We start from the raw sequence: 23,375 nt of genomic DNA on the forward strand, positions 1-23,375 counted from the left end.
TGACGCTGCTCACTCACTTCTGTAGGGGTTGCTGCCATCAGGACGTGTTTTCAGCAACTGCAGATTCCACATGTACTGCTCAGGATAGGGGGCGACCATTTTTTCCAGTGCGTTTGCCAGCAGGTCAGCATCATGTTGGGCATCCGGCCCCGGAAGCGGCTTCAGTGCCGGTGAGATATGAATCTCAAATTTACCGTTTGTGGTATTGTAAACAGGGATCATAGGGACAACGGAGGCACCTGTCAGCCTGGCAATTTTGCCCAGACCGGAAAATGTCGCTTTTTGGGTCGCAAAGAAATCAGTGAACTGACTCTGTTCTGGTCCGAAATCCTCATCAGGCAGGTAATAACCCAAAAAGCCCGCCTTGATAGCGCGAATATATGGCTTTAACCCACCTTCCCGCGCATAACAAACTCCGCCGTATTGTAGTCGCTGGCAACTGATTAACCAGTCAAACACAGGTTGACGATGCTGGGGCTGCATCAACGCAGCAACAGGCAGACCCAGTGATGCCCAGTAGATGGCCGGAAAGTCAATGGCCCAGCAGTGAGGGACTAAAATAATAACAGGATTGCCTGCTTCAACTTCTTTATCAATATGCTCCTGACCAAAAACCTCAGTGCGTTGCTGGAGATGCTGCCGGCTTCTGAACAACAATTCGCCCATGGCCAGAACCACTTTGGCGGCGATTGTGAACATGGCGTCGATTTTCTCTTCGCGTGCTTGAGCTGTCAGTTCCGGGAAGCACAGTGTTAAGTTAACTCTGGCACGGTGTCGTGCTTTCTTGACTTTTCGGCCTATATGCAATCCCAGGAAACCGGCGATGGGGTCGCGGATTTTCCAGGGCAGCAATGCCAGCAGGCTTAACAGCAGAATACTGATCCAGGTTCCCCAGTGGCGGGGATGTAAAAAAGACCACTGGAAGGACGGACGATAGCCTGGTGCCAGTTCATCCTGTGATACGGAGGTTCGGACTGTAGTCAAAAGATGCTCTCTCTTTTAGCTGTAAACTCTAATCAACCGGTTGGCAACAGGTCCGGTAGGATTAGGTACGGAAAAAATACTTCTGCCAGACATAAAATTTCCCCATTAGCCCCATGTGCTTGGATTTTAAAAACACCAGCCCTTTCGATTTTTTCCAGCTGTGCTGGAACCAGTGTGTCAGATAAGCATTGGCGGGCTTTTCAAAATGCAAGGGTTCACCCTGATAGTTATAAAAATAGGCTGCCGGGTAAAGTTGGCAGTTTTCAGTGCTGCTGAGCGCTTTGTCTATCAGGAAGTGAGTCATGATCTCTGGACCCATATAAAGCGGGGACTGATAAATGTCATTCTCATAAAAACGAATGAGTTGATTCAGAATCGTCGAGTGTGGCTCTGCATAGATAGCAGCCGTTCCCAGCATATCTTCTGTTTCGTAACCTGCTGAAAAAAGACAATTATCAAATAACGGGAAAGGATCCTGTTGGACAGTGACATCCACATCCAGATACAGGCCACCTTCATGTTGCAGAATTTTCAAGCGCAGGTAGTCAGTGACGAAGGCCAGCAGGCCTTTGTCGTAGCACTCTTTTGCAAACCGGCATTCGCTGATCCATTGCTGAATCAGTGGATTGTTTTCCGTCCAAAGGGTGTAATCAAAACCTTGTTTCTTCCAGTCATCAATACAGACGAAGGCTAATGGTGGCATTTTATTGCCAAGCCAGATGGCGTGGATTCTTTTAATCATGAGCTCGCTTGTTCTGAAGGCGATAAACGGTTCAGTTTATACGTGAGGTAGAAGGTATAACAACTGCCTAACATCACGTTATGGATCCACTGACCATTATTGGAAAAGAAGAATGATTCGAACAGGTTTACCGTCAGCCAGTAGACAGTAAAGAGTAAAGAAATCAGCAGAACCTCGTTGATACCGCGTTTTTCAGGGGCAAATTTGGTACTTCTAATGACCCATCCGAAGACAAAGTACATCAACACCAGGCCAATGATACCGTAAGAAGCCAACAGCTCAATGTGCGAATTGTGCAGGTGGTTGAAATATTTATGGATATTGGGCGGAAAATGCGTTGCCTGTTTAATGACCGTCTCACGGGTGTTGTAGCCGCTGCCCAGCAGTGGCCTTTCTTTAATCCATTTGATGGATTCGTACCACAAATGCAGACGTGTACCGGCACTGTTGAACGGTATTTTAGACATGTCACCATTGGTCACTATGCTGGTGGCAGTTCCCATTTCTTTTTGGACTCTGTCATGGATTAAAGGCATGCTGGCGTAGGTATAGAAGGCAAAGCCCAACAGAGACAATGAACCGGCCAGAATGATCTTGTTCAGTTTTTCTTTATGCAATATGGCATAAAGCACTGTGCTTATTACATAGGCTGCCAGCAAGCCCACCCAAACCTGACGGGACTGGGTAGTGATTACCACGAAAACAAAAGCGGTAAACAGCAGCAGTGCAGAGAGGAAAAGGGCAATGTATTGAGCCTTTCTGGTCCGGATACTGAGGCACAGGTATTTCACCAGGAAGAAGGAGGAGAGCAGAAAGCCAACTCCGCTGTACATAGCCGGATACTGGGCATTAATGATATTGAAATCGATGCGAACACCCTGGAGGCCCAGTTGCACCTGCTGAACAATGTCGGAATGGCTGTAAAAAGCCAGCAGAAAACCCAGGCACATAGCCCACCAAGTCAGGTACACATTGTTAAGTGAGCCTTTCAGCCAATACGCAACAAAAATAAAGACAAACAGATCGGCTAATACACCAACATGCGGGCTGGAATAGGCGAGATCCGGTATGTCTATCAGGGAGTTGATCCAACTGAGTACCTGAACGACGACAGCAAACAAAAGCGCCCATAACATTTTATCTTTGGCAAACTGCTTTCTGTCGACAAACAACGCTGCCACGGACGCCAGCAAAAAGACGGACTGAAAGATATCGCCTATTTCGCGGTAAGATCGTTTGAACAGTGCATAGCCAATGATGCAGCACAGCATGGCAAGACAGACACTGTTGTTGTTTAGGAGTCGCTTTAATTTTGCTTCAAAGTGCATTACGAAGTGCTCGGTAAATATTGAGATAATTTCAGGCAAACATTAGCTTGGTGCTGACAGCTTACGCATCACAGACTCATACGCTCTGTAGCCTTCGATATACATTTTTTGGCTAAAACTGACTGGCTGCTTTTGCTTTCGAGTTGAGCCAATCGTTGTTGCTAATTGTGATCGCTCTATCACGGAAGGATAAATATGGTACACAGTTACGCCATGCCGCCATGTCTTTTCGATATAGTCGTCTACAGGTTCAATAAAGATCGTGGCGTTCTTCAGCAACTTATGAGCCGCTTTTGGCGAAACAATATACGCCGTGGTGCCGCAAGTGCCTTTGCGGTAAACCCCAATCGAGTGTGACTCAGAAATGACTGTCTTGGCTTTGTACCGGTTAGGATGAGTGGCTGAAAGTTTGATGAATTGATATTTATCAATGTAGTCAGCTAACGTATCCAAGATGCTGTGAAGGTCCGAACAAAATTCAATGTTGTCTTCCAGAATAAGGATTGGCACATTTAATGCCACGCATTTTTCCCACAAGGCATAGTGACTGGCGAAGCAGGCGATTTCTGCTGGAACAAGATGATAACCTTTCCGTTTGAAAGTCAGTTTAGGTGCTGCTTTGTCGCTGTGTAAGAATTGCTCTGAGGCAGTGCCATCAATAGCATCAAAGAACTCAAACGGGATCCCGGCATGCTGCAGAAGGGACTGCATATGCTCACGGCGCTCATTTGAGCGTGCTAAGCTGACAACGAAAGTTGGTATAGTCATCAAATCAATCTTTTTATACAAGTCAGCGACACCCTGAGCGAATCAGGGTGTCGCTGAAAGGTTTATTAGTATTAATCGTTTAGAATCGCCATATACTCAGCAACGCCTTCGGCAACGGTTTTAAACGCTTCGTGATAACCGGCGGCGCGGACTTTGGTCAGATCTGCCTGAGTATAGGCCTGATAACGCCCTTTCAGGTGCTCAGGAAACGGGACAGATTCTACCTGACCTTTGCCGTGATACTTAATAACCGCATCGGCTACGGCCTGGAAACTTTCTGCCCGGCCAGTGCCGCAGTTGAAAATACCGGAGACGCCATTTTGCCAGAACCACAGGTTCACTTTGCAGACATCACCTACATAGATGAAGTCGCGTTTAAAGGTATCAGAGCCTTCGAACAATTTAGGGTTGTCACCTTTGGATAACTGTTCATTCAGGTGGAACGCCACCGAGGCCATGCTGCCTTTGTGCTGCTCGCGCGGGCCGTAGACGTTGAAATAACGGAAACCGGTAATTTGCGACAGCGTTTCGCCGTGCGCTTCGGCATCTTGCCACAGGCGGCGGACGTAGTTGTCAAACAGCTGCTTGGAGTAACCGTAAACGTTGAGTGCACCTTCGTAGGCTTTTTCTTCAATGAAATCACGGTCACGGCCGCCGTAGGTCGCGGCGGAAGAGGCATACAGGAACGGGATCTCGCGCTCCAGGCAGAAGTGCAGCAACTCTTTGGAATACTCGTAATTATTGAGCATCATATATTTGCCGTCCCACTCTGTGGTAGCCGAGCAGGCACCTTCGTGGAAGACGGCTTCAATCGGACCAAAGTCATCTCCCGCCATGATTTGGGTGATGAAATCTTCTTTGTCCATATAATCGGCGATATCTAAATCGACCAGATTAGCGAACTTGGTACCGTCTTTGAGGTTGTCGACGACCAGAATGTCGCTATAACCTTGTTCATTGAGCGCTTTTACAATGTTGCTGCCGATCATGCCGGCGCCACCAGTCACTATAATCATGGCACTTCCAGTTTTGTCAGATGGACCCGGTGGTAAGAGGCCTGAAGCGTAGCAGAAGAACTGCACCACCGCGTCAAAATTTAGTCAGTAGTTATGATAACATCATCAGGGTTTGTTGATCTTGGTTTTGACCCACATAAGATAACAAACCGAGACTGCCCAGGGCGACGCAAGTGAGAGGCTTATGAAAACCCGCGATAAAATCATCCATGCTGCATTGGAGTTGTTTAATGACGGAGGGGAACCCAACGTCACCACTAACCATATTGCAGCACATATGGGCATCAGCCCAGGCAACCTGTATTACCATTTTCGTAATAAAGAAGAGATTATACACAGTATTTTTGATGAATACGCTCAGGATTTGCGGGTTCGCTTCCAGCCGCGGGAAGAGGCGGTGTTGTCGGCTGACAGCCTGCTGCAATACCTGGATGCGGTCTTTATGCTGATGTGGCGCTACCGGTTTTTTTACGCCAATCTGCCCGACATTCTCAGCCGGGATCCGGTGTTACAGCATAAGTATCTGGAAGCACAGGAAAACCTCCATCAGGATATCATGGTGGTGATGCGTCATTTCCGTACCTTAGGGCTGGTCACCCTGAACGATGACGATTTGCTCAGCCTGGCAACCACGCTCAAGCTGGTGGCAACCAGCTGGATCAGCTATCAGACGGCGCAGGCACCCAAGGCGAAAATTACCAAAGCCGTCATCTATCAGGGGGTGTTGCAGATGCTCTCTGTGATAAGACCTCTGACCAGTACGGAGGGGCGGGATGTCGTTCTTCAACTTGAATCACATTATTGTGATCAAGTGGAGCGGGATGTTTCATAGTTGTCGACTGAGTAGAGTTTAGCTCTTAGAATCCGGCAAACTTTGTAACATTGTGGCGAATGATTGCTAATTTAATAGTAGGTTGTTCGCTAAAAGTGGCAAATACGCCTTTACATGTTTGGAGAGCAAGATGTCAGCTGCCTTTTATCAACAGATCGCCGATCAGATTCAGGAAGTGAAAGCAGAAGGATTATACAAAAGTGAGCGTGTAATCACTTCAGCTCAGGAAGCCAATATTGCGATTGCCAGTGGCGATCAGGTATTGAATTTCTGTGCCAACAACTACCTGGGTCTGGCTAACCACCCGGCGTTGATTGAGGCTGCCAAACAAGGCATGGATGAGCACGGTTTTGGTATGGCTTCAGTGCGTTTTATCTGCGGTACGCAGGACGCACATAAAGAGCTGGAGAGTAAGCTGTCGGCCTTCTTAGGCATGGAAGACACTATCCTTTACTCTTCGTGTTTTGATGCAAATGCAGGTCTGTTTGAGACCATTCTTGGCCCTGAAGATGCCATTATTTCAGATGCGCTGAACCACGCTTCGATCATCGACGGTGTGCGTCTGTGTAAGGCAAAACGCTTCCGCTACGCCAACAATGATATGGCTGAGCTGGAGCAGCAGCTGATCGCCGCCAATGACGCCGGTGCGCGTCACAAGCTGATTGTGACCGACGGTGTCTTCTCAATGGATGGCGTGGTGGCAAACCTGCCGGCTATCTGTGATCTGGCGGACAAGTATGATGCGCTGGTAATGGTTGATGATTCCCACGCTGTTGGCTTTATGGGTGACAATGGCCGTGGTACCCATGAATACCACGACGTGATTGATCGTATCGATATCATCACAGGTACGCTGGGTAAAGCCCTGGGCGGCGCGTCAGGCGGTTATACCGCAGGTAAGAAAGAAGTGATCGACTGGCTGCGTCAGCGCTCTCGTCCGTACCTGTTCTCTAACTCGCTGGCCCCGGCGATCGTCTCTGCCTCTATCCGCGTGCTGGATCTGCTGGCAGAAAGCAGCGATCTGCGTGCTACGCTGTGGAAAAATGCTGAGCAGTTCCGCACCCGTATGTCTGAGGCCGGTTTCACGCTGGCAGGTGCTGATCATGCCATCATCCCGATTATGCTGGGTGATGCCAAAGTCGCCGCCGAGTTTGCTGAGCGTGCACTGAAAGAAGGCATTTACGTGGTGGGCTTCTCTTACCCTGTGGTGCCGAAAGGCCAGGCACGTATCCGTACTCAGATGTCTGCCGCGCACAGCGCAGAACAGCTGGATAATACTATCGATGCGTTTATTCGCATTGGTAAAGAGATGGGCATCATCTGATAATCACCGACTTTGCTGCAGGAGCGGTGTGATACCGCTTCTGAGCCACTTGTGGAAAGCATCATGAAAATTAAAGCATTAGCAAAACTGAAACCGGAAGAAGGCATCTGGATGACAGAGGTCGACAAGCCGGAACTGGGCCATAACGACCTGCTGATCAAGATTAAGAAAACCGCTATCTGCGGTACTGACGTCCATATCTATAACTGGGACGAATGGTCACAAAATACGATTCCAGTCCCTATGGTGGTGGGTCACGAATACGTGGGTGAAGTGGTCGCGATTGGTCAGGAAGTCCGTGGTTTTGACATTGGTGACCGTGTTTCCGGTGAAGGCCATATCACTTGTGGTCACTGCCGCAACTGCCGTGGCGGCCGCACCCATCTGTGCCGCAACACTATCGGTGTGGGTGTTAACCGCGAAGGGGCCTTTGCTGAGTATCTGGTGATCCCGGCGTTCAACGCCTTCAAGATCCCGGACAACATTTCTGACGATCTGGCGTCGATTTTCGACCCGTTCGGCAATGCTGTGCACACTGCGCTGTCTTTCGACCTGGTGGGCGAAGATGTGCTGATCACCGGTGCCGGCCCTATCGGTATCATGGCGGCGGCGGTTGCCAAGCACGTAGGTGCCCGTCATGTCGTGATTACTGACGTGAACGAATACCGTCTGGATCTGGCCCGCAAGATGGGCGTGACCCGCGCGGTTAACGTGGCAGAGCAAAAGCTGGAAGACGTGATGGCGGAGCTGGGCATGACAGAAGGCTTTGATGTCGGTCTGGAAATGTCGGGTGTGCCTGCTGCGTTTAACAGCATGCTGTCGAGCATGAACCACGGCGGTAAGGTGGCTATGCTGGGCATTCCGCCATCGAGCATGGGTATCGACTGGACTCAGGTGATTTTCAAAGGCCTGGTGATCAAAGGTATCTATGGCCGTGAAATGTTCGAAACCTGGTACAAGATGGCGAGCCTGATTCAGTCTGGTCTGGATCTGAGCCCAATCATTACCCACCACTATAATGTGGACGACTTCCAGCAGGGTTTTGATGTGATGCGCTCCGGCCAGTCCGGTAAAGTCATTTTGAGCTGGGACTGATTTCCCCCTCAGATGCAAGCAAACGGAACGGTGTGCCTCGGCACACCGTTTTTTTTTGGTCAGCTGCCGGCGGGAAACAGCTCAGACAGACGCACCAGGGTGACTTGCTGCTGAATCTCGGGCAGCATGGCAGTGAGTGTTGACAGTGTGATTGGATGCGGGTGGCCTATCGCGATCACAGTGCCTTGTTTTTTCGCCTGCAAGACGGCCTGTTTCAGCTGGCGGCGGATGAAGGTTTCGGTCGGGACATGATCCAGGAAAACATGGCGGCGCAGGGCGGGAATGTGTGCCGCCTGAGCTTGCGACTGCGCGACGGATCTGGCGGTGGTGCGACTGTCGAGAAAGGCCAGATGCTCTTGTTTGAGCACTTCCATCACCCAGCCCATAGCGGTCGGATTCTGGGTCAGGGCGCTGCCCATATGATTATTGACCGCCACCGCGCCCGGCACGCGTGTCAGCGCAAAGCGGAGCTTGCTCTGAAGCTCTTCCTTGCTCATGGCCTCGGTCAGGGTGGTCATTTCAAGCGGTGCCGTCCTGCTCGGCTGCATCGGCATGTGGAGCAGTACGTCTCTGAATTCCTGCCGGGCCTGGTGGGCGGTCAGCTGGTCATAAGGGGTCTCGGGCAGGATTGAGACACTGATTTGCGGCGGAAGTGCTGATAACGGGGAGGGCATATGCTGATAACCCAGATCATCAATCACAATCGCCAGTCTGGCCGCTTGTGCCGGCGATGCCAAGAGCCACAGCCAGACCAGACCTACACTGAATAACCCCTTCATTCGAACCATCCTTGTTCTGCTACCGGGTGCTGCGTGTCATAAAATGTGGTTAACGGGTCAGCCAGGGCTGAGGGTTGGTTGGTGTGCCTTTACGGCGGATTTCAAAATACAGTCCCGGCGATTCTTGTCCGCCGCTGTCGCCAACCAAGGCAATGGCTTCGTTACGCTGTACGGTATCGCCCACTTTTTTCAGCACAGTCTGGTTATAACCGTAGAACGTCATATCGCCCTGGCCGTGATCCACAGCGACCATCAGGCCGTAGCCGCGCAACCAGTCGGCAAAGACCACTTTTCCGCCATGCACAGCTTTCACTTCACTGCCCACGGCCTGACTGATCACCATGCCTTTCCAGCGTAACTCACCCTGAAGCGGACTACCGTAGGCGTGGCGGATACGGCCCGAGACCGGCCAGGGCAATTTGCCTTTGTATTTGCCCAGTCCATCCATATTGACTATGGCCTGACGCGCCGCGTCCTCAGCGGCTTTGCGGGCTTTGGCAATTTCGGCGATCAGGCGTGATTCATTGCTTTTCAGTTCGGTTAAGTAGCGTTTATCCGCGTTCAGCTGGCCCTGTAATTTTCTGACCGTGCTTTGACGCGCCTGCTGGCTGCCCAGCAGTAACGCCCGGTCTTTTTTCAGCTGGCTAAGCAGGCTTTGCTGCTCGTTACGCTGCTCGCTTAACTGATGTTTTTTGAGCTGCAGTTCGGTATCCGTGGCGGCCAGCTCATCCAGCGCATGGCTGCGTGCCTGGCTGAGGTGCGAGGCGTAGATGGCCATTCGGTCTAACCGGGCAGGATCGCTTTCGCCCAGCAAGTTGGCAAGCGGTGAGGATTTGCCCATTTTGTACTGGCTGGTGAGCAGTTCTTTCAGCAGCTCACGCTGGCCAATCTGGCGTTGTAGCAGTGCCTGCTGTTCTTTTTCCAGCTGGCTGATAGAAAGTGTCAGGGTGTCGACTTTTTGCTCGGCGGCGTGAATATTACCGGCCGCCCTGGCGATAGCCAGCTCCTGTTGTTTCAGGGTTTTCTGGACATCGTTGAGCTGCTGTTTTTTATCGCTCAGCTGTTTTTGCTGCCGTGCGATTTCCTGCTTCATGCCATCAAGCTGATTCTGGCCGTCAGCATACACGGGCGCACCGAACGCCAGACATAACAAAGCGCCAGTGCCTAAGGCACTGGCGCGGAGTGTACAGATTGCACTATAAAATAATTCCCGCATGTCCGGGATTATTTCAGATCGTACAGCACCTGACCAGTCATCTCTGACGGGATTTCGAGCCCGGTCAATGACAGCATGGTTGGCGCCAGATCAGACAGCTTACCGCCGTCTTTCAGGCTGATCTGCTTGTCGCCGACATAAATCAGCGGCACAGGCAGGTTAGTGTGTGCGGTATGAATGCCCCCGGTTTCCGGGTTCACCATCATTTCAGCGTTACCGTGGTCGGCGGTGATCAGCAGCTGTCCGCCCGCTTCTTTGATGGCTTCAACCACGCGGCCGATACTTTCATCAATCGCTTCACAGGCTTTCACCGCAGCATCGTACACACCGGTGTGGCCGACCATGTCGCCGTTCGGGTAGTTACAGATGATCATATCGAACTCGCCGCCTTTGATGGCCGCGACCAGTTTGTCGGTCAGCTCAGGGGCGCTCATTTCAGGCTGCAGATCATAAGTGGCGACCTTAGGTGATGCCACCAGCGCGCGGGACTCGCCTTCAAACTCGGTTTCGACACCGCCGTTGAAGAAGAAGGTCACGTGAGCATATTTCTCGGTTTCAGAAATGCGCAGCTGGGTCTTGCCTTGTTTAGACAGCCATTCGCCTAAGGTGTTGGTCAGGCTTTCCGGCGGGAACGCGGATGGCAAATCGATATCGGCGGCGTATTGCGTCAGGGTCACAAAGTGCAATGCCGGGAACTGCTTGCGTTCGAAGCCGCTGAAATCAGGCAGGAAAGCGCGTGAAATCTGACGGGCCCGATCGGCACGGAAGTTCATGAAGATAACCGCATCACCGTCCTGCATGGCGGCATCAGGCTGACCGTCGGCACGCAGCACTGTGGCTTTGACGAATTCGTCGTTTTCTTCGCGGGCATACGCAGCCTGCAGGCCTTCAACGGCAGAAGCCGCGGTGAAATCCCCTTTGCCAGCGGTCAGCAGATCATAGGCAGACTCGACACGCTCCCAGTTGTTATCTCTGTCCATGGCGTAGTAACGGCCAACCAGAGAGGCGGTGCGGCCTTTGCCCAGCTGGGCAAACAGCGCATCGAAACGTTCCAGGGAGGTTTGCGCGCTGCGCGGTGGCGTGTCGCGGCCATCCAGGAAACAGTGCAGGTAAATATGCTCGGCACCGCGTTCTGCCGCCATTTTCACGGCCGCTTCAATGTGATCTTCGTGGCTGTGAACACCGCCCGGTGACATCAGGCCCATGATGTGAACGGCTTTCCCTGCTGAGATAGCGCTGTCCATGGCTTTCACCAGCGTAGGGTTATGCTGGAATTCACCGTCGGAGATGGATTTGGCAATGCGGGTCAGATCCTGATACACCACGCGGCCGGCACCGATATTGGTATGGCCCACTTCTGAGTTACCCATCTGGCCATCAGGCAGGCCCACGTCCAGACCGGAGGCCTGGATCAGGGTGTTGGCTTCATTTGCCATCAGGTTATCCAGTACCGGGGTGTTGGCGTTGGCAATCGCGTTATTTGCGGTATCTTCGCGGTATCCCCAACCGTCCAGAATTACCAGAGCCAGTGGTTTCTTAGCAGACATAAGCTGTCCTCTCCATAAATGTGAACAATCTGAAAATGTAGACCAATTACCTCAACATCCGGCGCTAAAGTCGCTTCAAGGCGCTCAGGTAAGTAGTCAGGTCGGTAATTTTACTACAAAACTACCGCTGCTTTGTAGTTCAGATCAAACATTGCTGTAAATGGTTTGTTATCTTTACACCCTAGAATATATTCATTTCCACTGTGTAACGTAAGATCTGAGAATGCGTTTTTTTCTATTGTAGTTATAGGCGGCGCCTTGTGATATGTGGTTTATTGCTCGGAAAGCAGTGAGCCGTGACGCGTAAATGTGGCGGGTGGCTGTACATCATTCCGGCCACAGGTATACTCAGTTTCCTTAATTTTGGTTGAATCTTACCCCTGTGCGGGAATCCGGCAGGCAGTAAAGGTTAATAGAGCGAAAATCATGCAGCAATTCATAGAGTTTGTTACGAGTAATCCCATTTTGTCACTGGTCTGGGTTGGCCTGGTTCTGGCCCTGATAGCTTCCATGGTGAAGCAAAAAACCGCGGGTTATGCCGTTGTCACCCCTAATCAGGCGACAATACTGGTCAATCGTGAAGACGGCGTTTTTGTTGATATTCGCAGCAAAGATGAGTTCCAGCGTGGCCACATTGCAGGCGCACTTCACATTTTACCAAGCGAAATTAAAGCCGAGAACTTTGGACTGCTTGAAAAGTATAAGTCAGCCCCCATCATTGTGGTATGCAAAACAGGTCAGACGGCGCAGGAAAGTGCCAGCCTGCTGCACAAAGCGGGTTACGCGAAAGTTAGCCTGCTGAAGGACGGATTGATTTCCTGGAATGAGGCCAATTTGCCTCTGGTGCAGGGAAAGAAATAAGTTCTTGAACTCTCAGGTGGCTGACAGCGTCAGCTGCCCTTTATTTCAGGCCGGAAGCTTCCGGTAAAAATGACAGATTTCGTAACGGAATCATCAAAAAAGGACAATAACATGGCTGAAGCAGCGACCAACGAAGCGCAACAGAACTTCCAAATCCAACGCATTTTCCTGAAAGACGTGTCTTTCGAGGCGCCAAGTTCGCCGGAAATGTTCCAGAAAGAGTGGAACCCGGAAGTGAAATTGGATCTGGATACGCAGAGTCGTGAGCTGGCGGAAGGCGTATACGAAGTCGTACTGCGTCTGACAGTCACAGTGAACAATGCGTCAGAAGCGGCGTTCCTGTGTGAAGTTCAGCAGGGTGGTATTTTCTCTGTAGCCGGTATGGAAGCGCCACAACTGGCCCATTGCCTGGGTGCATTCTGCCCGAACATCTTGTTCCCGTACGCACGTGAAACTATCTCCAGCCTGGTTGTCAAAGGTACTTTCCCGCAACTGAACCTGGCGCCGGTTAATTTTGACGCCCTGTTCATGAACTACCTGCAAAGTCAGGCGGAAGGTAACCAGGAAAGCACTCAAGCCTGATTGGCGACACAGCATGACCTCAATCACTGATAACGCAATAACGATGACAGTGCTGGGTGCCGGTTCTTACGGCACCTCGCTGGCCATCTCGCTGGCCCGTAATGGCGCTAATGTCATTTTATGGGGCCATAATCCTGCGCATATGGCGCAGTTGGAAACAGATCGGGCCAACGAGGCATTTCTGCCTGGCGTGGCCTTTCCGGACTCGCTGATCCTGAGTGTGGATCTGGAAGCCGCGGTCAAAGCCAGCCGGGATCTACTGCTGGTGGTGCCCAGCCATGCTTTTGCCGATGTGCTGAAACAGATGAAACCTTTCCTGCGTGATGATTCGCGGATCTGCTGGGCCACCAAAGGGCTGGAGCCGGAAACCGGACGTCTGTTGCAGGATGTCGCTCATGAAATCCTGGGTGAGGAGGTGCCTCTGGCTGTCCTCTCCGGGCCGACGTTCGCGAAAGAGCTGGCCGCCGGTTTGCCCACCGCGATAGCGGTGTCGTCACCGGATGCCGGGTTTGTTAAAGATCTGCAGGATAAAATTCACTGCGATAAAAGCTTCCGGGTCTACAGCAATAACGATTTTATCGGCATGCAGCTGGGTGGCGCGGTGAAGAACGTGATTGCTATCGGTGCCGGTATGTCGGACGGTATTGGTTATGGTGCCAATGCCCGCACCGCCCTGATCACCCGCGGACTGGCCGAGATGTGCCGTCTGGGGGCGGCGCTGGGTGCGCAGCCGGAAACCTTTATGGGTATGGCCGGGCTGGGCGATCTGGTGCTGACCTGTACCGACAACCAGTCGCGCAACCGCCGTTTTGGCTTGGCGCTGGGGCAGGGCAAACAGGTTGATGAAGCGCAGCACAGTATCGGCCAGGTGGTTGAAGGTTATCGCAATACCAAGGAAGTCTGGGTGCTTGCCCAGCGCTTTGGGGTGGATATGCCGATCACCGAGCAGATTTACCAGGTGCTTTATCAGGGTAAGGATGCGCGTGAGGCTGCCAGAGATCTGCTGGCGCGGGCCAAGAAAGACGAGTGATCGGCTGGAAAAGGTGCCTTACCGGAATGACACAGCGCGGGCAAAAAAGCCCGCGTTGTTTTTTTTGCTGAGAAGTTTAAAGTTATAACCATTATCAGCAGTCGATACTCATCAGGTGAGTAGGGTGCAGGCTATGGTGCAAACACATAAAGGATATACAGGGGACGACGTGAGGGAGTGTCAACAGCAAGCCGTCTGGGAGACGATTAAGCAAGAGGCCAAGGTGCTGACTGAGCAGGAGCCCATGCTGGCCAGTTTTTACCATGCTACCATCATCAAGCACGATAATCTGGGTGCCGCGCTCAGTTATATACTGGCGAACAAGCTGGCCACCCCTTCCATGCCCGCAATGGCAGTACGGGAAGTGGTGGAAGAGGCTTATATCGCAGACAGTATGCTGACGGAATCGGCAGCGTGCGATATTCGCGCCGTCGTTGACCGTGACCCTGCTATCAACAAATTTTCTGTGCCGCTTCTGTATCTGAAGGGCTTTCACGCTTTGCAGGGCTATCGGGTTGCCAACTGGTTGTGGAAACAAAAACGCGAAGCACTGGCCATTTATCTGCAAAATCAAATCTCAGTCACCTGTCAGGTGGATGTGCACCCGGCGGCCCGCATCGGCCAGGGCATCATGTTTGACCACGCCACCGGCATTGTGATTGGCGAGACGGCAATTATCGAAAACGATGTGTCTATCTTGCAGGATGTGACGCTGGGCGGGACAGGCAAAGAGTGCGGCGACCGTCACCCTAAAATCCGTGAAGGGGTGATGATAGGCGCCGGTGCCAAAGTGCTGGGTAATATTGAAGTGGGTGAAGGGGCCAAGATTGGTTCGGGCTCTGTGGTACTGGCACCTGTGCCGCCTCATACCACAGTGGCCGGTGTCCCGGCGAAAATTGTCGGCCGTCCGAGCAGCGACAAGCCTTCCATGGATATGGATCAGCAGTTTAATGGTATTTATCAGACCTTTATTGCCGGTGACGGTATCTGAGTGCCAATCGTCTTCAATCTCTCATCGTGTAAAAGGGGTCGGCAGACCCCTTTTTTGTCTTTCTGGCCGGGCTATCTGGCGCCGGCAAAATCAAACTGTCGCCAGGCCTCATAGGCAATGATGGCGGCTGCGTTGGAGAGATTCAGGCTGCGGCTGTCCGGATGCATAGGAATGCGCAGCCGTTGCGCCTGGGGCAGGCTCTCTATGATAGCTGCCGGCAGGCCGCGGGTTTCCGGGCCGAACAGCAGTATGTCGCCGTCCTGAAACCGGGCCTGAGTGTGGTACTGGGTGGCTTTGGTGGTGCAGGCAAACAGGCGGCGACCGGCAGTGGCGGCCAGGAAGGCCTCAAAGTTGACGTGACGATGGACATGGGCCAGATCGTGGTAATCCAGACCGGCACGGCGTAATTTTTTCTCTTCCAGATCAAACCCTAACGGCTCAATCAGATGCAGATGTGCGCCACAATTGGCGCACAGGCGAATAATGTTGCCCGTATTGGGCGCAATTTCAGGTTCGTACAGGGCGATATCAAACATGGTCAGGCTACAACAGCGGCAAAAACACTATTGTAGCCTGCATTCATCGCCAGGAACCAGTGCTGAGCGCTGTCCTGGAAAACAATGTGTGGGTCAGCAGAATCAGCCCGGCGGCCAGCCAGACACCAAACACCCGCCTGCGGAGCGGCCCAGATAGCCCCGGCAGCAGTGATTAACATTCGCTGCGTCATCAAATCCTTTTAGGCTGTTCACGAGCGGATGAAACGGGTGAGGTGAGGGCTGCGTGGCGGTTATCCAGGCGATGCCAGCAATAACACAGTCCCATGCCACTGAACAGATGCCAGATCCCCCAGCCTGCGGCAATAATGGCCATACCGCTCAGATCGCCGAAAAAGGTGAAAATGATGCCCAGCCCCAGGCCGGAGTTCTGCAGCCCGACTTCCAGTGTGATCGCCCGGCGATCGGCAACCGGCAGTCTCATGACCCAGGCACAGAGCCAGCCGATAGCCAGCGCCAGCGCATTGTGGAAGATAACAGCCAGCAGGAAGACACTGGCGCCGGCGATAAAGCGCGGCCAGTTAGTGATCAGCGCGATGGCCACAAAAGCGAACAGGGTGAGCAGCGAGAGGATGCGGAAAAAGGGTTCGCTCCGTCTGGCAAAGCCGGGGGCCATCTGGCTGCAGATCAGTCCGAGCGCCAGCGGCAACGCCAGTACCAGTGCCACCACAGTAAACAGGCTTTCCGGCGGCACGGCAATTTGCTTCAGTAGCTGGGCGGTGTGAGGGTTCATGCTGGCATAGAACATGAAATTAAAGGGGGTCATGAAGGCCGCGGCCACACTGGCGATTCCAGTCATACTGATGGACATAGCCGTGTTGCCTTTGGCCAGATAGGTGACGATATTGGAAAAGCTGCCGCCGGGGCAGCTGGCGACCAGGATTAATCCCAGCGCCACTTCGGCGGGCATGGGCACCAGCAGGGTGAGCAGCCCGGTCAGCGCCGGCATCAGCACAAACTGGGCGGCCAGCCCGGTCAGAGGGCCTTTGGGCTGACGGACGACCTGGCGGAAGTCGGCCGGTGTGAGGCTCAGGGCGATGCCAAACATCATCATCGCCAGAATCAGATTCAGTAACAGCAGGCTAGTGCTCGACATTCAGATATCCTATCGCAGTGGTCGGATGTTGGCTGTGCGGATGACAGTGCCTTTACCAAGGCGTTCAAACGCTGGACCGGCATGGGGATCCGGGATTACCGGGCTTCCGGCTGCGACAACGAGTGACGCTGGCTTTTCTGTGCCAGCGGCAGCATCAGGGTCACTCTCAGTCCACCCAGCGGGCTGTGGCTGGCGGTGATGCTGCCATTGTGCTGGCGAATGGCATTCTCTGTGATGGCCAGCCCCAGTCCCGTGCCGCCGCTGTGGCGATCCCGGGCGGTTGAGACCCGGTAGAAAGGCCGGAAAATGTCTTTCAACTGATCATCGGGCACCCCTTCGCCGTTATCGTCTATGGTTACAGTCAGCGAGTGGTCATTGGCGCTGAACTGGACTTCGATGCGATCTTTGCTGTAGTAGATGGCATTGCGGACCACATTTTCCAGGGCACTGATCAGCAATTCTGTATTGCCCGCCAGCGGCCAGGGCAATAGCGGGCTGCAGGCCAGCGATTTCTTATGCTGGCTGGCCTCGAATTCGGCATCATCCAGCATATCCTGCCACAGACTGACTGCATCGCTGTATTCGCGGGTTTCCTGGCCGTGTATCTGCATCCGCGACAGTTCCAGCAGTTTGGCAATCATGGCTTCCAGCCGTTCTGCTTCGGTATCGATACGCTCCAGCTCTGCGCTGTTGCCCTGCTTGCGCTGGGCTAGGGCGGTCGCCATGCGAAGCCGGGTCAGGGGAGAGCGCAGTTCGTGAGAGATATCCGACAGCAGCCGCTGTTGTCCGCCTATCATCTGATTAACCGAGCTGACCATCTGGTTGAAGCTGGCACCGGCCTGGCGAAATTCGCGCGGACCGGAGGATTCGAGCGTCGGATCCTGAGTAAATTGTCCGCTCGCCACCCGTTGAGCCGCTTCCTGCAGTTTGCGCGCCGGGCGGCTTAATGCCCAGGCCAGCCATAACAGCAGCGGCGTACTGACCAGCATGGTCAGCAGCAGCAGGTGAAAAGGCTGATCGAGAATGCGCAGGAAGAAAGGCGGTGGCCGGTGTGACACCCTGCCGATGTACATCAGCGCGCTTTGCTGCTGATCCTTGACCAGAAAAGGCCCGGCCACCATCCAGCGGCCGTAGAGCTTCTGGCGCGGTGCATCCGGGCTGTCGGCACTGGTAATGAAATTGCGTAACGCTTTGGTGCGCTGATGCGGCGTGAGCAACTCGCCGTCGTCATTGGTGAAGTACAGCTGCATGCCTTTGTGGCGCTCGGGATCGGCCAGCGGCAGCAGTTTTTCCTGCAGAGTGCCGGGCTGGCTGCTTAACCGTTCAGAGATACGTGCTGCGGCATCCTGGTAGCGATCCAGCTCCGGCTGCGGAATCGTGTGCTGCGAGCGCGGGTCAAGATGCGGCAGCAGCAGGAGCACCACCACAACCAGCATCAGGGTCAGCCAGAAAATGGCAAAGATGCGGCTGGAAAGCCGGTTGAAAAGGGGCTGGTTAAACAGGGGCCGCTTCATCCCGCCTCCACAAACAGATAGCCTTTGCCGCGCAGGGTTTTGATTCTGGGCTTACCGTCTTCGCGCGCGGGCAGTTTTTTACGCAGGTTGGAGACATGCATGTCAATGGCCCGGTCAAACGGCGCCAGGCGTTTGCCCAGCACTTCCAGGCTGAGATCCTGTTTGGTCACCACAGTGCCGGGGTGGCGGATCAGGTGGCTGAGCAGGGCCAGCTCAGTGGCTGTCATTTCTACCAGTTCGCCGTTACAGGTGACTTCCTGCCGGCCGGGATAAATGGTCAGATCCAGATAGCTCACGCAGTCTGGCTCGTTCTGGCTGTCTTGCACCATGCGGGAGCGGCGTAAAATAGCACGCATGCGGGCCAGCAGTTCCCTGTCGCTGAAAGGCTTGGGTAAATAGTCGTCCGCGCCCAGCTCCAGTCCCAGCACTCTGTCTATTTCTTCGCCTTTGGCGGTCAGCATCAGCACCGGCGTACTGCTGGTCTCGCGGAGCTTGCGCAGCATATTAATGCCATTCATCACCGGCATCATGACGTCCAGCAAAATCAGATCTGTGTCTTCATCGACCATTAACAGCCCCTGCTCGCCATTGTGCGCGACGCGCACTGTGAAACCCTCCAGCTGAAGGATGTCATTGAGCAGTGCTGTCAGTTCATTATCGTCATCGACCAGAAGAATATTTGCCATACTGATTCCATACCCTCTAAATGATTCAGGTTAAGTATCCCCTATGCCCGAAAGCAGGCCAAGCCGGATAACAGTGCTTTACCCAGCTTTACGTTTTCACGACAACAGTTTACCTGCCAGCGGGTAGTATTTGCTTATCGGACACCAACAGAGCGAGAACAGGATATGAATAAGACGATGACCAGAAAAATGAAAGCCACAGCCGCCATGGTACTGGCGGTACCTATGCTGCTGGGCTCCGTTTCGGCACTGGCTGAAGGGGGTAAGTCTTACGGTAAAGGTCATTATGGTGACTGTGTTGGCCCTCGTGCCGAGCGCGGTATTATGCAGTCTCTGGATCTGACCGACGCACAAAAAGAGCAGATGCGCAGCCTGCGCGAGAGCAATAAAGCGGAGATGCGAGAAAGCATGGCGCAGGGGCGTGAAGCCATGAAGGCGCATCACGACAAAATGCAAGATTTGCTGCTAGCCGACAACTTTGATGAAAATGCAGTGCGTGAGCTGGCCAAGCAAATGTCTGAGCAACAAATTGAACGTCGTGTCAGCATGATGAAAAAACGTCATGACATGCTCAATATTCTGACTCCGGAGCAGAAGGCACAGTACAAGACATTAAAAGCCGAGAAGCAGGCAGAGTGCATGGCGAAATGGCAAGAAAAACACAGTGAATAATGCTGTATTTGTCTGAAAACACCGAAGCCACAACGAAATGTTGTGGCTTTTTTTGTTGTTACCATGAGCTTAACTTGTCAATTTTGTTATTAAATTTCATCACAAAACCGCTATACTGCGAATAATATTCAGCTGTCCATGTGGCCGGAAACCCGACTGAGTGTCAGGGTTAGGAAGAATTCGCCGGCGAGGCAGCCGACATTGCCAACTAAGCATATACTTAGTGGCATATAGCCTGGCGGCACCCTGGGGTACAAAACCCACTCGGGGTTCCAGTATGCCAACAAGGCTGCCGACACAGGGCAAGTTTACGTGATATGAATCAATACATCGTTTTTCTAAATTGTAATACTCCTACATTAGTAGGAAAGTTACAGTTTACGCGAGTCGCCACCGTGAGGAAGGCGAGGCGGAGGGCCAGCTCGCAAAGGAAAGGATTTTCATTTCCCAAAGTCAGAGGGTAACCATGATTAAAAAGATTGGTGTTTTGACCAGTGGCGGTGACGCCCCAGGTATGAACGCGGCGATTCGCGGTGTTGTTCGCGCAGGTTTATCAGAAGGCCTGGAAGTTTACGGTGTATATGATGGCTATCAGGGCCTGCATCAGAACCGTATTCAGAAGCTTGACCGCTCCAGTGTCTCTGACGTGATCAACCGGGGCGGCACGTTTCTTGGCTCTGCCCGTTTTCCTGAATTCCGTGATGAGAAAGTCCGCGCTCAGGCGATCGAAAACCTGAAAATTCACGGTATCGACGCGCTGGTGGTGATCGGCGGCGATGGCTCTTACATGGGGGCGAAGAAGCTGACCGAGATGGGCTATCCGTGTATCGGTCTGCCCGGCACCATCGACAATGACGTGGCCGGTACCGATTATACGATCGGCTTTATGACAGCGCTGAATACCGTGATTGATGCGATTGACCGCCTGCGGGATACCTCATCGTCACACCAGCGTATTTCGATTGTGGAAGTCATGGGGCGCCATTGCGGCGATCTGACCCTGATGGCATCGATTGCCGGTGGCTGTGAGTACATCATCACCCCGGAAACCGGCCTGCACAAAGAGCAGTTGCTGGCCAAAATCAAAGAAGGCATTTACAAAGGTAAGAAGCACGCGATTGTGGCGATTACCGAGCTGATGACAGACGTCAACCAGCTGGCTAAGTATATCGAGACGGAAACCGGCCGCGAAACCCGCGCCACCGTGCTGGGCCATATTCAGCGTGGCGGACAGCCAACGGCCTTTGACCGTATTCTGGCCTCTCGCATGGGGGCCTACGCGGTTGATTTGCTGATGCAGGGCGAAGGCGGCCGTTGCGTGGGGGTGCAGAATGAAAAAATGGTCCACCACGACATCATTGATGCCATCGAGAATATGAAACGCCCGGTGCGCACCGATTTGTACAAGGTCGCCGATAAGCTGTTCTGAGTCGACTGACTTGCTCTGGGCAACAAGAAGCGCCCTCCGGTTTCTCCGGAGGGCGCTTTTTTTATCAGCTGAGATAGCGCCTGAACAGAAAGTTCAGCTGAGCAGTCCCTGAATCCAGCCGGCCAGCATAAAGCCTGTCACCAGCCACAGAATCGGCAGTTTCCATTGTTTCAGCAGTAAGAGCCCCGCCACGACCAGTGCGGCATCCAGACCGTTGAGGACAGCGCCGGTGAAGACGGGTTGATAGAGCGCCGACAGCAGGAGCCCGACCACGGCGGCGTTGATCCCCTGCAGTGCGCCGGCAACCCGCGGATAGGCTGCCAGTGTCTGCCAGTGGGTCAGTACAGTCAGCAGGAGCAGAAAGCCGGGCAGAAATACGGCCAGGGTGGCCAGCAATGCCCCAAGAATCGGTGATGCTGGCAGCAGAGCATAGCCAAGGTAAGTGGCAAAGGTAAACATCGGGCCGGGAACGGCCTGAGCGGCGGCATAGCCGGTCAGAAAGGTATTGTCGGTCAGTTGATCTCCGATCAGGGATTGCAGCAGCGGCAGCACCACATGGCCGCCGCCGAAGACCAGACTGCCGGCCTGAAAGAAATCGCTGAACAGCGACGCCGCAGGGAGCGGATCAGGTCCTGTGCTGAGGAGCAGGGGGAGGCCGATGAACAGCAGCAGGAAAAGCAGCAGTGGCCACAGTGTGGGCCGGAAAGCCGGTCTGGTGTCAGCCACATCCGCGGTTTTCAGCCAGTGCGCGCCGATGAGCATCGCCAGGATCAGCATGGTCATTTGCGTTGCGATGCCCGGTGCGATCATCAGCGCCATGGCGGTGATCGCACAAAGACATACTGTCAGCCTGCGTTGACAGAAATTGCGGAACATGCCCCAGGTCGCATCAATCACCACTACCACGGCCAGCAGCTTCAGGCCGTGAACCACAGACTCAAACCAGCTGAGTTCGGTCAGGCGGCTGCTCAGCATGGCCAGTGCGAGCATGATCAGCACGGAGGGGAGCGTGAATCCCAGGAATGCCATACAGGCACCCGGTAATCCGCCGCGGCGGTAGCCCAGGGCAAAACCAACCTGGCTGGAACCCGGCCCCGGCAGAAACTGGCTGAGGGCCACGATATGGGCGTATTCGCTGTCACTCAGCCACTGGCGCTTTTCAACAAAAGTTTGCCGGAAGTAACCGATGTGAGCGGCCGGTCCGCCGAAGCTGAACCAGCCGAGCGTGAAAAATGTCATGAAGATCGCGAACATCTGCTTTGCTACTCATCCAATGAATAAAATCGCCACCACTGTAGTGAATGACATACAATGACTCAAATTGATGTTTCTCATTTAAAGTATGAATCAGATGAATTTAACGCCACTGACAGACGTACGCTGGAAAAGTGTCGATTTGAACCTGCTGGTAGTATTTGCCTATTTGTATGAATACCGCAGTGTCAGTATGGTGGCGGAAAAGAGTTTCGTCAGCCAATCAGCGGTCAGCCATAGCCTGTCGCGGCTGAGAAAGCTGTTGGGCGATCCGCTGTTTGAACGCAAAGCTCATCGGATGGAGCCAACCGATTATGCGCATAGCGTGGCGCCTGTCGTGATGCGCCTGCTGGATTCCGTGTCGCGGGAGTTGCTGGTCAAGCCGGTGTTTGAGCCGCAGACCTTCGCAGGCGTGTGCCGGATTGGCCTTACTGACTATGCTGAGTTCTTGTTTGCGCCTCAACTGTATGATGCGGTACTGGCTTCGGCTCCGCAGACCCAGGTCAGTTTTGTGCATGTGAACCGCCACAACTATCAGGCCGTCACTGAGCAGGATAAGCTGGATCTGGTGATTGGCAGCATACCCGGTCATACGAATCAGTTTGTTTCGCAGCGGCTTTATCGCGAGCAGCATGTCTGTCTGTTTGATCCGCTTCAGATCAGTGCGGCGGAAATCCGTGATGTGGCACAATTTGCCTCGGTGGAGCAGGCGCTGGTCAGTCCGGATGGGGCGCTGGAATCGACGGTAGATCGTTTGCTGGCCGAGCGGGGCTTAACCCGGCGGGTAACAGTGGCCTCTCGTCACTTTATGACCATCCGACGGTTACTGTCCCGGCGTCGTCTGGTGGCGATTGTTCCCAAACTGATGGCAGAAGCGGACACGGGTCAGGATGTGCTGGCGATGACGACGCCACCTGTGCCGGTGCCGGATTTTGAGATCATGATGCTGTGGCCGTCTGCGAAGACGCATGATGAAAAGAGCCTGTGGCTGCGGCAACTGATCAGGCAGGCCTTACCGCAGGACGGGTAAATCGGGCGGAGGAATGACTGCCAGCCCGGATGGCCGGCAGTCAGA

At 53.5% G+C, this 23,375-nt stretch carries 24 protein-coding genes; 10 read left to right on the top strand and 14 right to left on the bottom strand.

Features of this window, described 5'->3' with window-relative positions:
- Positions 1–9 precede the first annotated feature (9 nt).
- The 5 genes from lpxM to rfaD all read right to left on the bottom strand — a co-directional run bounded on the left by lpxM (position 10) and on the right by rfaD (position 4,838).
- Complete coding sequence (lpxM, locus tag H511_RS0100680; RefSeq protein WP_237582826.1) at positions 10–984, bottom strand: lauroyl-Kdo(2)-lipid IV(A) myristoyltransferase; 975 nt, start codon at positions 982–984, stop codon at positions 10–12.
- Positions 985–1,045: 61 nt separating this feature from the next.
- A complete protein-coding gene (locus H511_RS0100685; protein ID WP_027250578.1) occupies positions 1,046–1,726 on the bottom strand; it encodes a glycosyltransferase family 32 protein in 681 nt (226 codons plus the stop codon).
- Entirely contained in the window at positions 1,723–3,054 is a 1,332-nt protein-coding gene (locus H511_RS22085; protein ID WP_081669128.1) for an O-antigen ligase family protein, read from the bottom strand. Before H511_RS22085 ends, H511_RS0100685 begins: the two co-directional genes overlap by 4 nt.
- Before the next feature lie 42 nt (positions 3,055–3,096).
- On the bottom strand, positions 3,097–3,843 hold the full coding sequence (locus H511_RS0100695) for a glycosyltransferase family 25 protein (protein ID WP_237582825.1): 747 nt from the start codon (positions 3,841–3,843) through the stop codon (positions 3,097–3,099).
- A gap of 50 nt (positions 3,844–3,893) precedes the next feature.
- Positions 3,894–4,838, bottom strand: a complete 945-nt coding sequence (rfaD, locus tag H511_RS0100700) for an ADP-glyceromanno-heptose 6-epimerase (protein WP_027250580.1) — start codon at positions 4,836–4,838, stop codon at positions 3,894–3,896.
- Positions 4,839–5,022: 184 nt separating this feature from the next.
- Here rfaD and H511_RS0100705 point away from each other — a divergent pair, with 184 nt between their 5' ends.
- From H511_RS0100705 to tdh, 3 genes are all read left to right on the top strand, one after another.
- Entirely contained in the window at positions 5,023–5,670 is a 648-nt protein-coding gene (locus H511_RS0100705; RefSeq protein ID WP_027250581.1) for a TetR/AcrR family transcriptional regulator, read from the top strand.
- A 130-nt stretch (positions 5,671–5,800) separates the two neighbouring features.
- Positions 5,801–6,994, top strand: a complete 1,194-nt coding sequence (locus tag H511_RS0100710; RefSeq protein ID WP_027250582.1) for a glycine C-acetyltransferase — start codon at positions 5,801–5,803, stop codon at positions 6,992–6,994.
- A gap of 63 nt (positions 6,995–7,057) precedes the next feature.
- Entirely contained in the window at positions 7,058–8,089 is a 1,032-nt protein-coding gene (gene tdh / locus H511_RS0100715) for an L-threonine 3-dehydrogenase (protein ID WP_027250583.1), read from the top strand.
- A gap of 59 nt (positions 8,090–8,148) precedes the next feature.
- Here tdh and H511_RS0100720 read toward each other — a convergent pair whose 3' ends face one another.
- Genes H511_RS0100720 through gpmM form a run of 3 tightly spaced genes read right to left on the bottom strand, consistent with a single transcriptional unit; the run spans position 8,149 to position 11,631 of the window.
- Complete coding sequence (locus tag H511_RS0100720) at positions 8,149–8,868, bottom strand: divergent polysaccharide deacetylase family protein (RefSeq protein ID WP_027250584.1); 720 nt, start codon at positions 8,866–8,868, stop codon at positions 8,149–8,151.
- Between the two features lie 49 nt (positions 8,869–8,917).
- Positions 8,918–10,084 (bottom strand): peptidoglycan DD-metalloendopeptidase family protein, encoded by a 1,167-nt coding sequence (locus H511_RS0100725; RefSeq protein WP_051287648.1) that lies wholly within the window; start codon positions 10,082–10,084, stop codon positions 8,918–8,920.
- A gap of 8 nt (positions 10,085–10,092) precedes the next feature.
- A complete protein-coding gene (gene gpmM / locus H511_RS0100730; protein ID WP_036758304.1) occupies positions 10,093–11,631 on the bottom strand; it encodes a 2,3-bisphosphoglycerate-independent phosphoglycerate mutase in 1,539 nt (512 codons plus the stop codon).
- 426 nt (positions 11,632–12,057) lie between these two features.
- Between gpmM and H511_RS0100735 the strand changes: the two genes are divergently transcribed.
- The 4 genes from H511_RS0100735 (at position 12,058) to cysE (ending at position 15,095) form a co-directional block, all read left to right on the top strand.
- A complete protein-coding gene (locus H511_RS0100735; RefSeq protein WP_027250587.1) occupies positions 12,058–12,492 on the top strand; it encodes a rhodanese-like domain-containing protein in 435 nt (144 codons plus the stop codon).
- Positions 12,493–12,603: 111 nt separating this feature from the next.
- Positions 12,604–13,074, top strand: a complete 471-nt coding sequence (gene secB / locus H511_RS0100740) for a protein-export chaperone SecB (RefSeq protein ID WP_027250588.1) — start codon at positions 12,604–12,606, stop codon at positions 13,072–13,074.
- A gap of 13 nt (positions 13,075–13,087) precedes the next feature.
- Positions 13,088–14,104: an NAD(P)H-dependent glycerol-3-phosphate dehydrogenase gene (gene gpsA / locus H511_RS0100745; RefSeq protein ID WP_027250589.1), complete on the top strand. Its 1,017-nt coding sequence runs from the start codon at positions 13,088–13,090 to the stop codon at positions 14,102–14,104.
- Positions 14,105–14,237: 133 nt separating this feature from the next.
- A complete protein-coding gene (gene cysE, locus H511_RS0100750) occupies positions 14,238–15,095 on the top strand; it encodes a serine O-acetyltransferase (RefSeq protein WP_202602057.1) in 858 nt (285 codons plus the stop codon).
- A gap of 71 nt (positions 15,096–15,166) precedes the next feature.
- On the opposite strand, the gene trmL is transcribed toward cysE, so the two are convergent.
- The 5 genes from trmL to H511_RS0100775 form a co-directional block, all read right to left on the bottom strand.
- The gene (gene trmL, locus H511_RS0100755) at positions 15,167–15,631 is read right to left on the bottom strand and encodes a tRNA (uridine(34)/cytosine(34)/5-carboxymethylaminomethyluridine(34)-2'-O)-methyltransferase TrmL (protein WP_027250591.1); all 465 of its coding nucleotides are present in this window, start codon (positions 15,629–15,631) and stop codon (positions 15,167–15,169) included.
- A gap of 2 nt (positions 15,632–15,633) precedes the next feature.
- Entirely contained in the window at positions 15,634–15,822 is a 189-nt protein-coding gene (locus tag H511_RS0100760; protein WP_027250592.1) for a hypothetical protein, read from the bottom strand.
- Entirely contained in the window at positions 15,822–16,745 is a 924-nt protein-coding gene (locus H511_RS0100765) for a bile acid:sodium symporter family protein (RefSeq protein ID WP_027250593.1), read from the bottom strand. Before H511_RS0100765 ends, H511_RS0100760 begins: the two co-directional genes overlap by 1 nt.
- A 95-nt stretch (positions 16,746–16,840) precedes the next feature.
- On the bottom strand, positions 16,841–18,259 hold the full coding sequence (gene cpxA, locus H511_RS22090) for an envelope stress sensor histidine kinase CpxA (protein WP_051287650.1): 1,419 nt from the start codon (positions 18,257–18,259) through the stop codon (positions 16,841–16,843).
- Entirely contained in the window at positions 18,256–18,945 is a 690-nt protein-coding gene (locus tag H511_RS0100775) for a response regulator (protein WP_027250594.1), read from the bottom strand. Before H511_RS0100775 ends, cpxA begins: the two co-directional genes overlap by 4 nt.
- A 189-nt stretch (positions 18,946–19,134) precedes the next feature.
- On the opposite strand from H511_RS0100775, the gene H511_RS0100780 reads away from it, so the two are divergent.
- Both H511_RS0100780 and pfkA read left to right on the top strand, forming a co-directional pair.
- Positions 19,135–19,617 carry a CpxP family protein gene (locus H511_RS0100780; protein ID WP_027250595.1) on the top strand — a complete coding sequence of 161 codons (483 nt, stop codon included), beginning with the start codon at positions 19,135–19,137 and terminating at the stop codon, positions 19,615–19,617.
- A 466-nt stretch (positions 19,618–20,083) separates the two neighbouring features.
- Positions 20,084–21,046: a 6-phosphofructokinase gene (gene pfkA, locus H511_RS0100785; protein WP_027250596.1), complete on the top strand. Its 963-nt coding sequence runs from the start codon at positions 20,084–20,086 to the stop codon at positions 21,044–21,046.
- 93 nt (positions 21,047–21,139) lie between these two features.
- Here pfkA and chrA read toward each other — a convergent pair whose 3' ends face one another.
- Positions 21,140–22,300, bottom strand: coding sequence for a chromate efflux transporter (chrA, locus tag H511_RS0100790; RefSeq protein ID WP_027250597.1), 1,161 nt, complete (start codon positions 22,298–22,300; stop codon positions 21,140–21,142).
- Positions 22,301–22,397: 97 nt separating this feature from the next.
- Between chrA and H511_RS0100795 the strand changes: the two genes are divergently transcribed.
- Positions 22,398–23,330, top strand: a complete 933-nt coding sequence (locus H511_RS0100795) for a LysR family transcriptional regulator (protein ID WP_211225161.1) — start codon at positions 22,398–22,400, stop codon at positions 23,328–23,330.
- Positions 23,331–23,375 lie beyond the last annotated feature (45 nt).

The organism is Photobacterium halotolerans DSM 18316 (assembly GCF_000425165.1).
GTDB classification, from domain to species: domain Bacteria; phylum Pseudomonadota; class Gammaproteobacteria; order Enterobacterales; family Vibrionaceae; genus Photobacterium; species Photobacterium halotolerans.

Bases quoted from the DNA above. Each gene is read 5' to 3' on its own strand.
- H511_RS0100685 (WP_027250578.1), bottom strand. From the start codon at position 1,726: ATGATTAAAAGAATCCACGCCATCTGGCTTGGCAATAAAATGCCACCA.
- H511_RS22085 (WP_081669128.1), bottom strand. From the start codon at position 3,054: ATGCACTTTGAAGCAAAATTAAAGCGACTCCTAAACAACAACAGTGTC.
- rfaD (WP_027250580.1), bottom strand. From the start codon at position 4,838: ATGATTATAGTGACTGGTGGCGCCGGCATGATCGGCAGCAACATTGTA.
- H511_RS0100705 (WP_027250581.1), top strand. From the start codon at position 5,023: ATGAAAACCCGCGATAAAATCATCCATGCTGCATTGGAGTTGTTTAAT.
- H511_RS0100710 (WP_027250582.1), top strand. From the start codon at position 5,801: ATGTCAGCTGCCTTTTATCAACAGATCGCCGATCAGATTCAGGAAGTG.
- tdh (WP_027250583.1), top strand. From the start codon at position 7,058: ATGAAAATTAAAGCATTAGCAAAACTGAAACCGGAAGAAGGCATCTGG.
- H511_RS0100720 (WP_027250584.1), bottom strand. From the start codon at position 8,868: ATGAAGGGGTTATTCAGTGTAGGTCTGGTCTGGCTGTGGCTCTTGGCA.
- H511_RS0100725 (WP_051287648.1), bottom strand. From the start codon at position 10,084: ATGCGGGAATTATTTTATAGTGCAATCTGTACACTCCGCGCCAGTGCC.
- gpmM (WP_036758304.1), bottom strand. From the start codon at position 11,631: ATGTCTGCTAAGAAACCACTGGCTCTGGTAATTCTGGACGGTTGGGGA.
- H511_RS0100735 (WP_027250587.1), top strand. From the start codon at position 12,058: ATGCAGCAATTCATAGAGTTTGTTACGAGTAATCCCATTTTGTCACTG.
- secB (WP_027250588.1), top strand. From the start codon at position 12,604: ATGGCTGAAGCAGCGACCAACGAAGCGCAACAGAACTTCCAAATCCAA.
- gpsA (WP_027250589.1), top strand. From the start codon at position 13,088: ATGACCTCAATCACTGATAACGCAATAACGATGACAGTGCTGGGTGCC.
- cysE (WP_202602057.1), top strand. From the start codon at position 14,238: ATGGTGCAAACACATAAAGGATATACAGGGGACGACGTGAGGGAGTGT.
- trmL (WP_027250591.1), bottom strand. From the start codon at position 15,631: ATGTTTGATATCGCCCTGTACGAACCTGAAATTGCGCCCAATACGGGC.
- H511_RS0100760 (WP_027250592.1), bottom strand. From the start codon at position 15,822: ATGACGCAGCGAATGTTAATCACTGCTGCCGGGGCTATCTGGGCCGCT.
- H511_RS0100765 (WP_027250593.1), bottom strand. From the start codon at position 16,745: ATGTCGAGCACTAGCCTGCTGTTACTGAATCTGATTCTGGCGATGATG.
- cpxA (WP_051287650.1), bottom strand. From the start codon at position 18,259: ATGAAGCGGCCCCTGTTTAACCAGCCCCTTTTCAACCGGCTTTCCAGC.
- H511_RS0100775 (WP_027250594.1), bottom strand. From the start codon at position 18,945: ATGGCAAATATTCTTCTGGTCGATGACGATAATGAACTGACAGCACTG.
- H511_RS0100780 (WP_027250595.1), top strand. From the start codon at position 19,135: ATGAAAGCCACAGCCGCCATGGTACTGGCGGTACCTATGCTGCTGGGC.
- pfkA (WP_027250596.1), top strand. From the start codon at position 20,084: ATGATTAAAAAGATTGGTGTTTTGACCAGTGGCGGTGACGCCCCAGGT.
- chrA (WP_027250597.1), bottom strand. From the start codon at position 22,300: ATGTTCGCGATCTTCATGACATTTTTCACGCTCGGCTGGTTCAGCTTC.
- H511_RS0100795 (WP_211225161.1), top strand. From the start codon at position 22,398: ATGAATTTAACGCCACTGACAGACGTACGCTGGAAAAGTGTCGATTTG.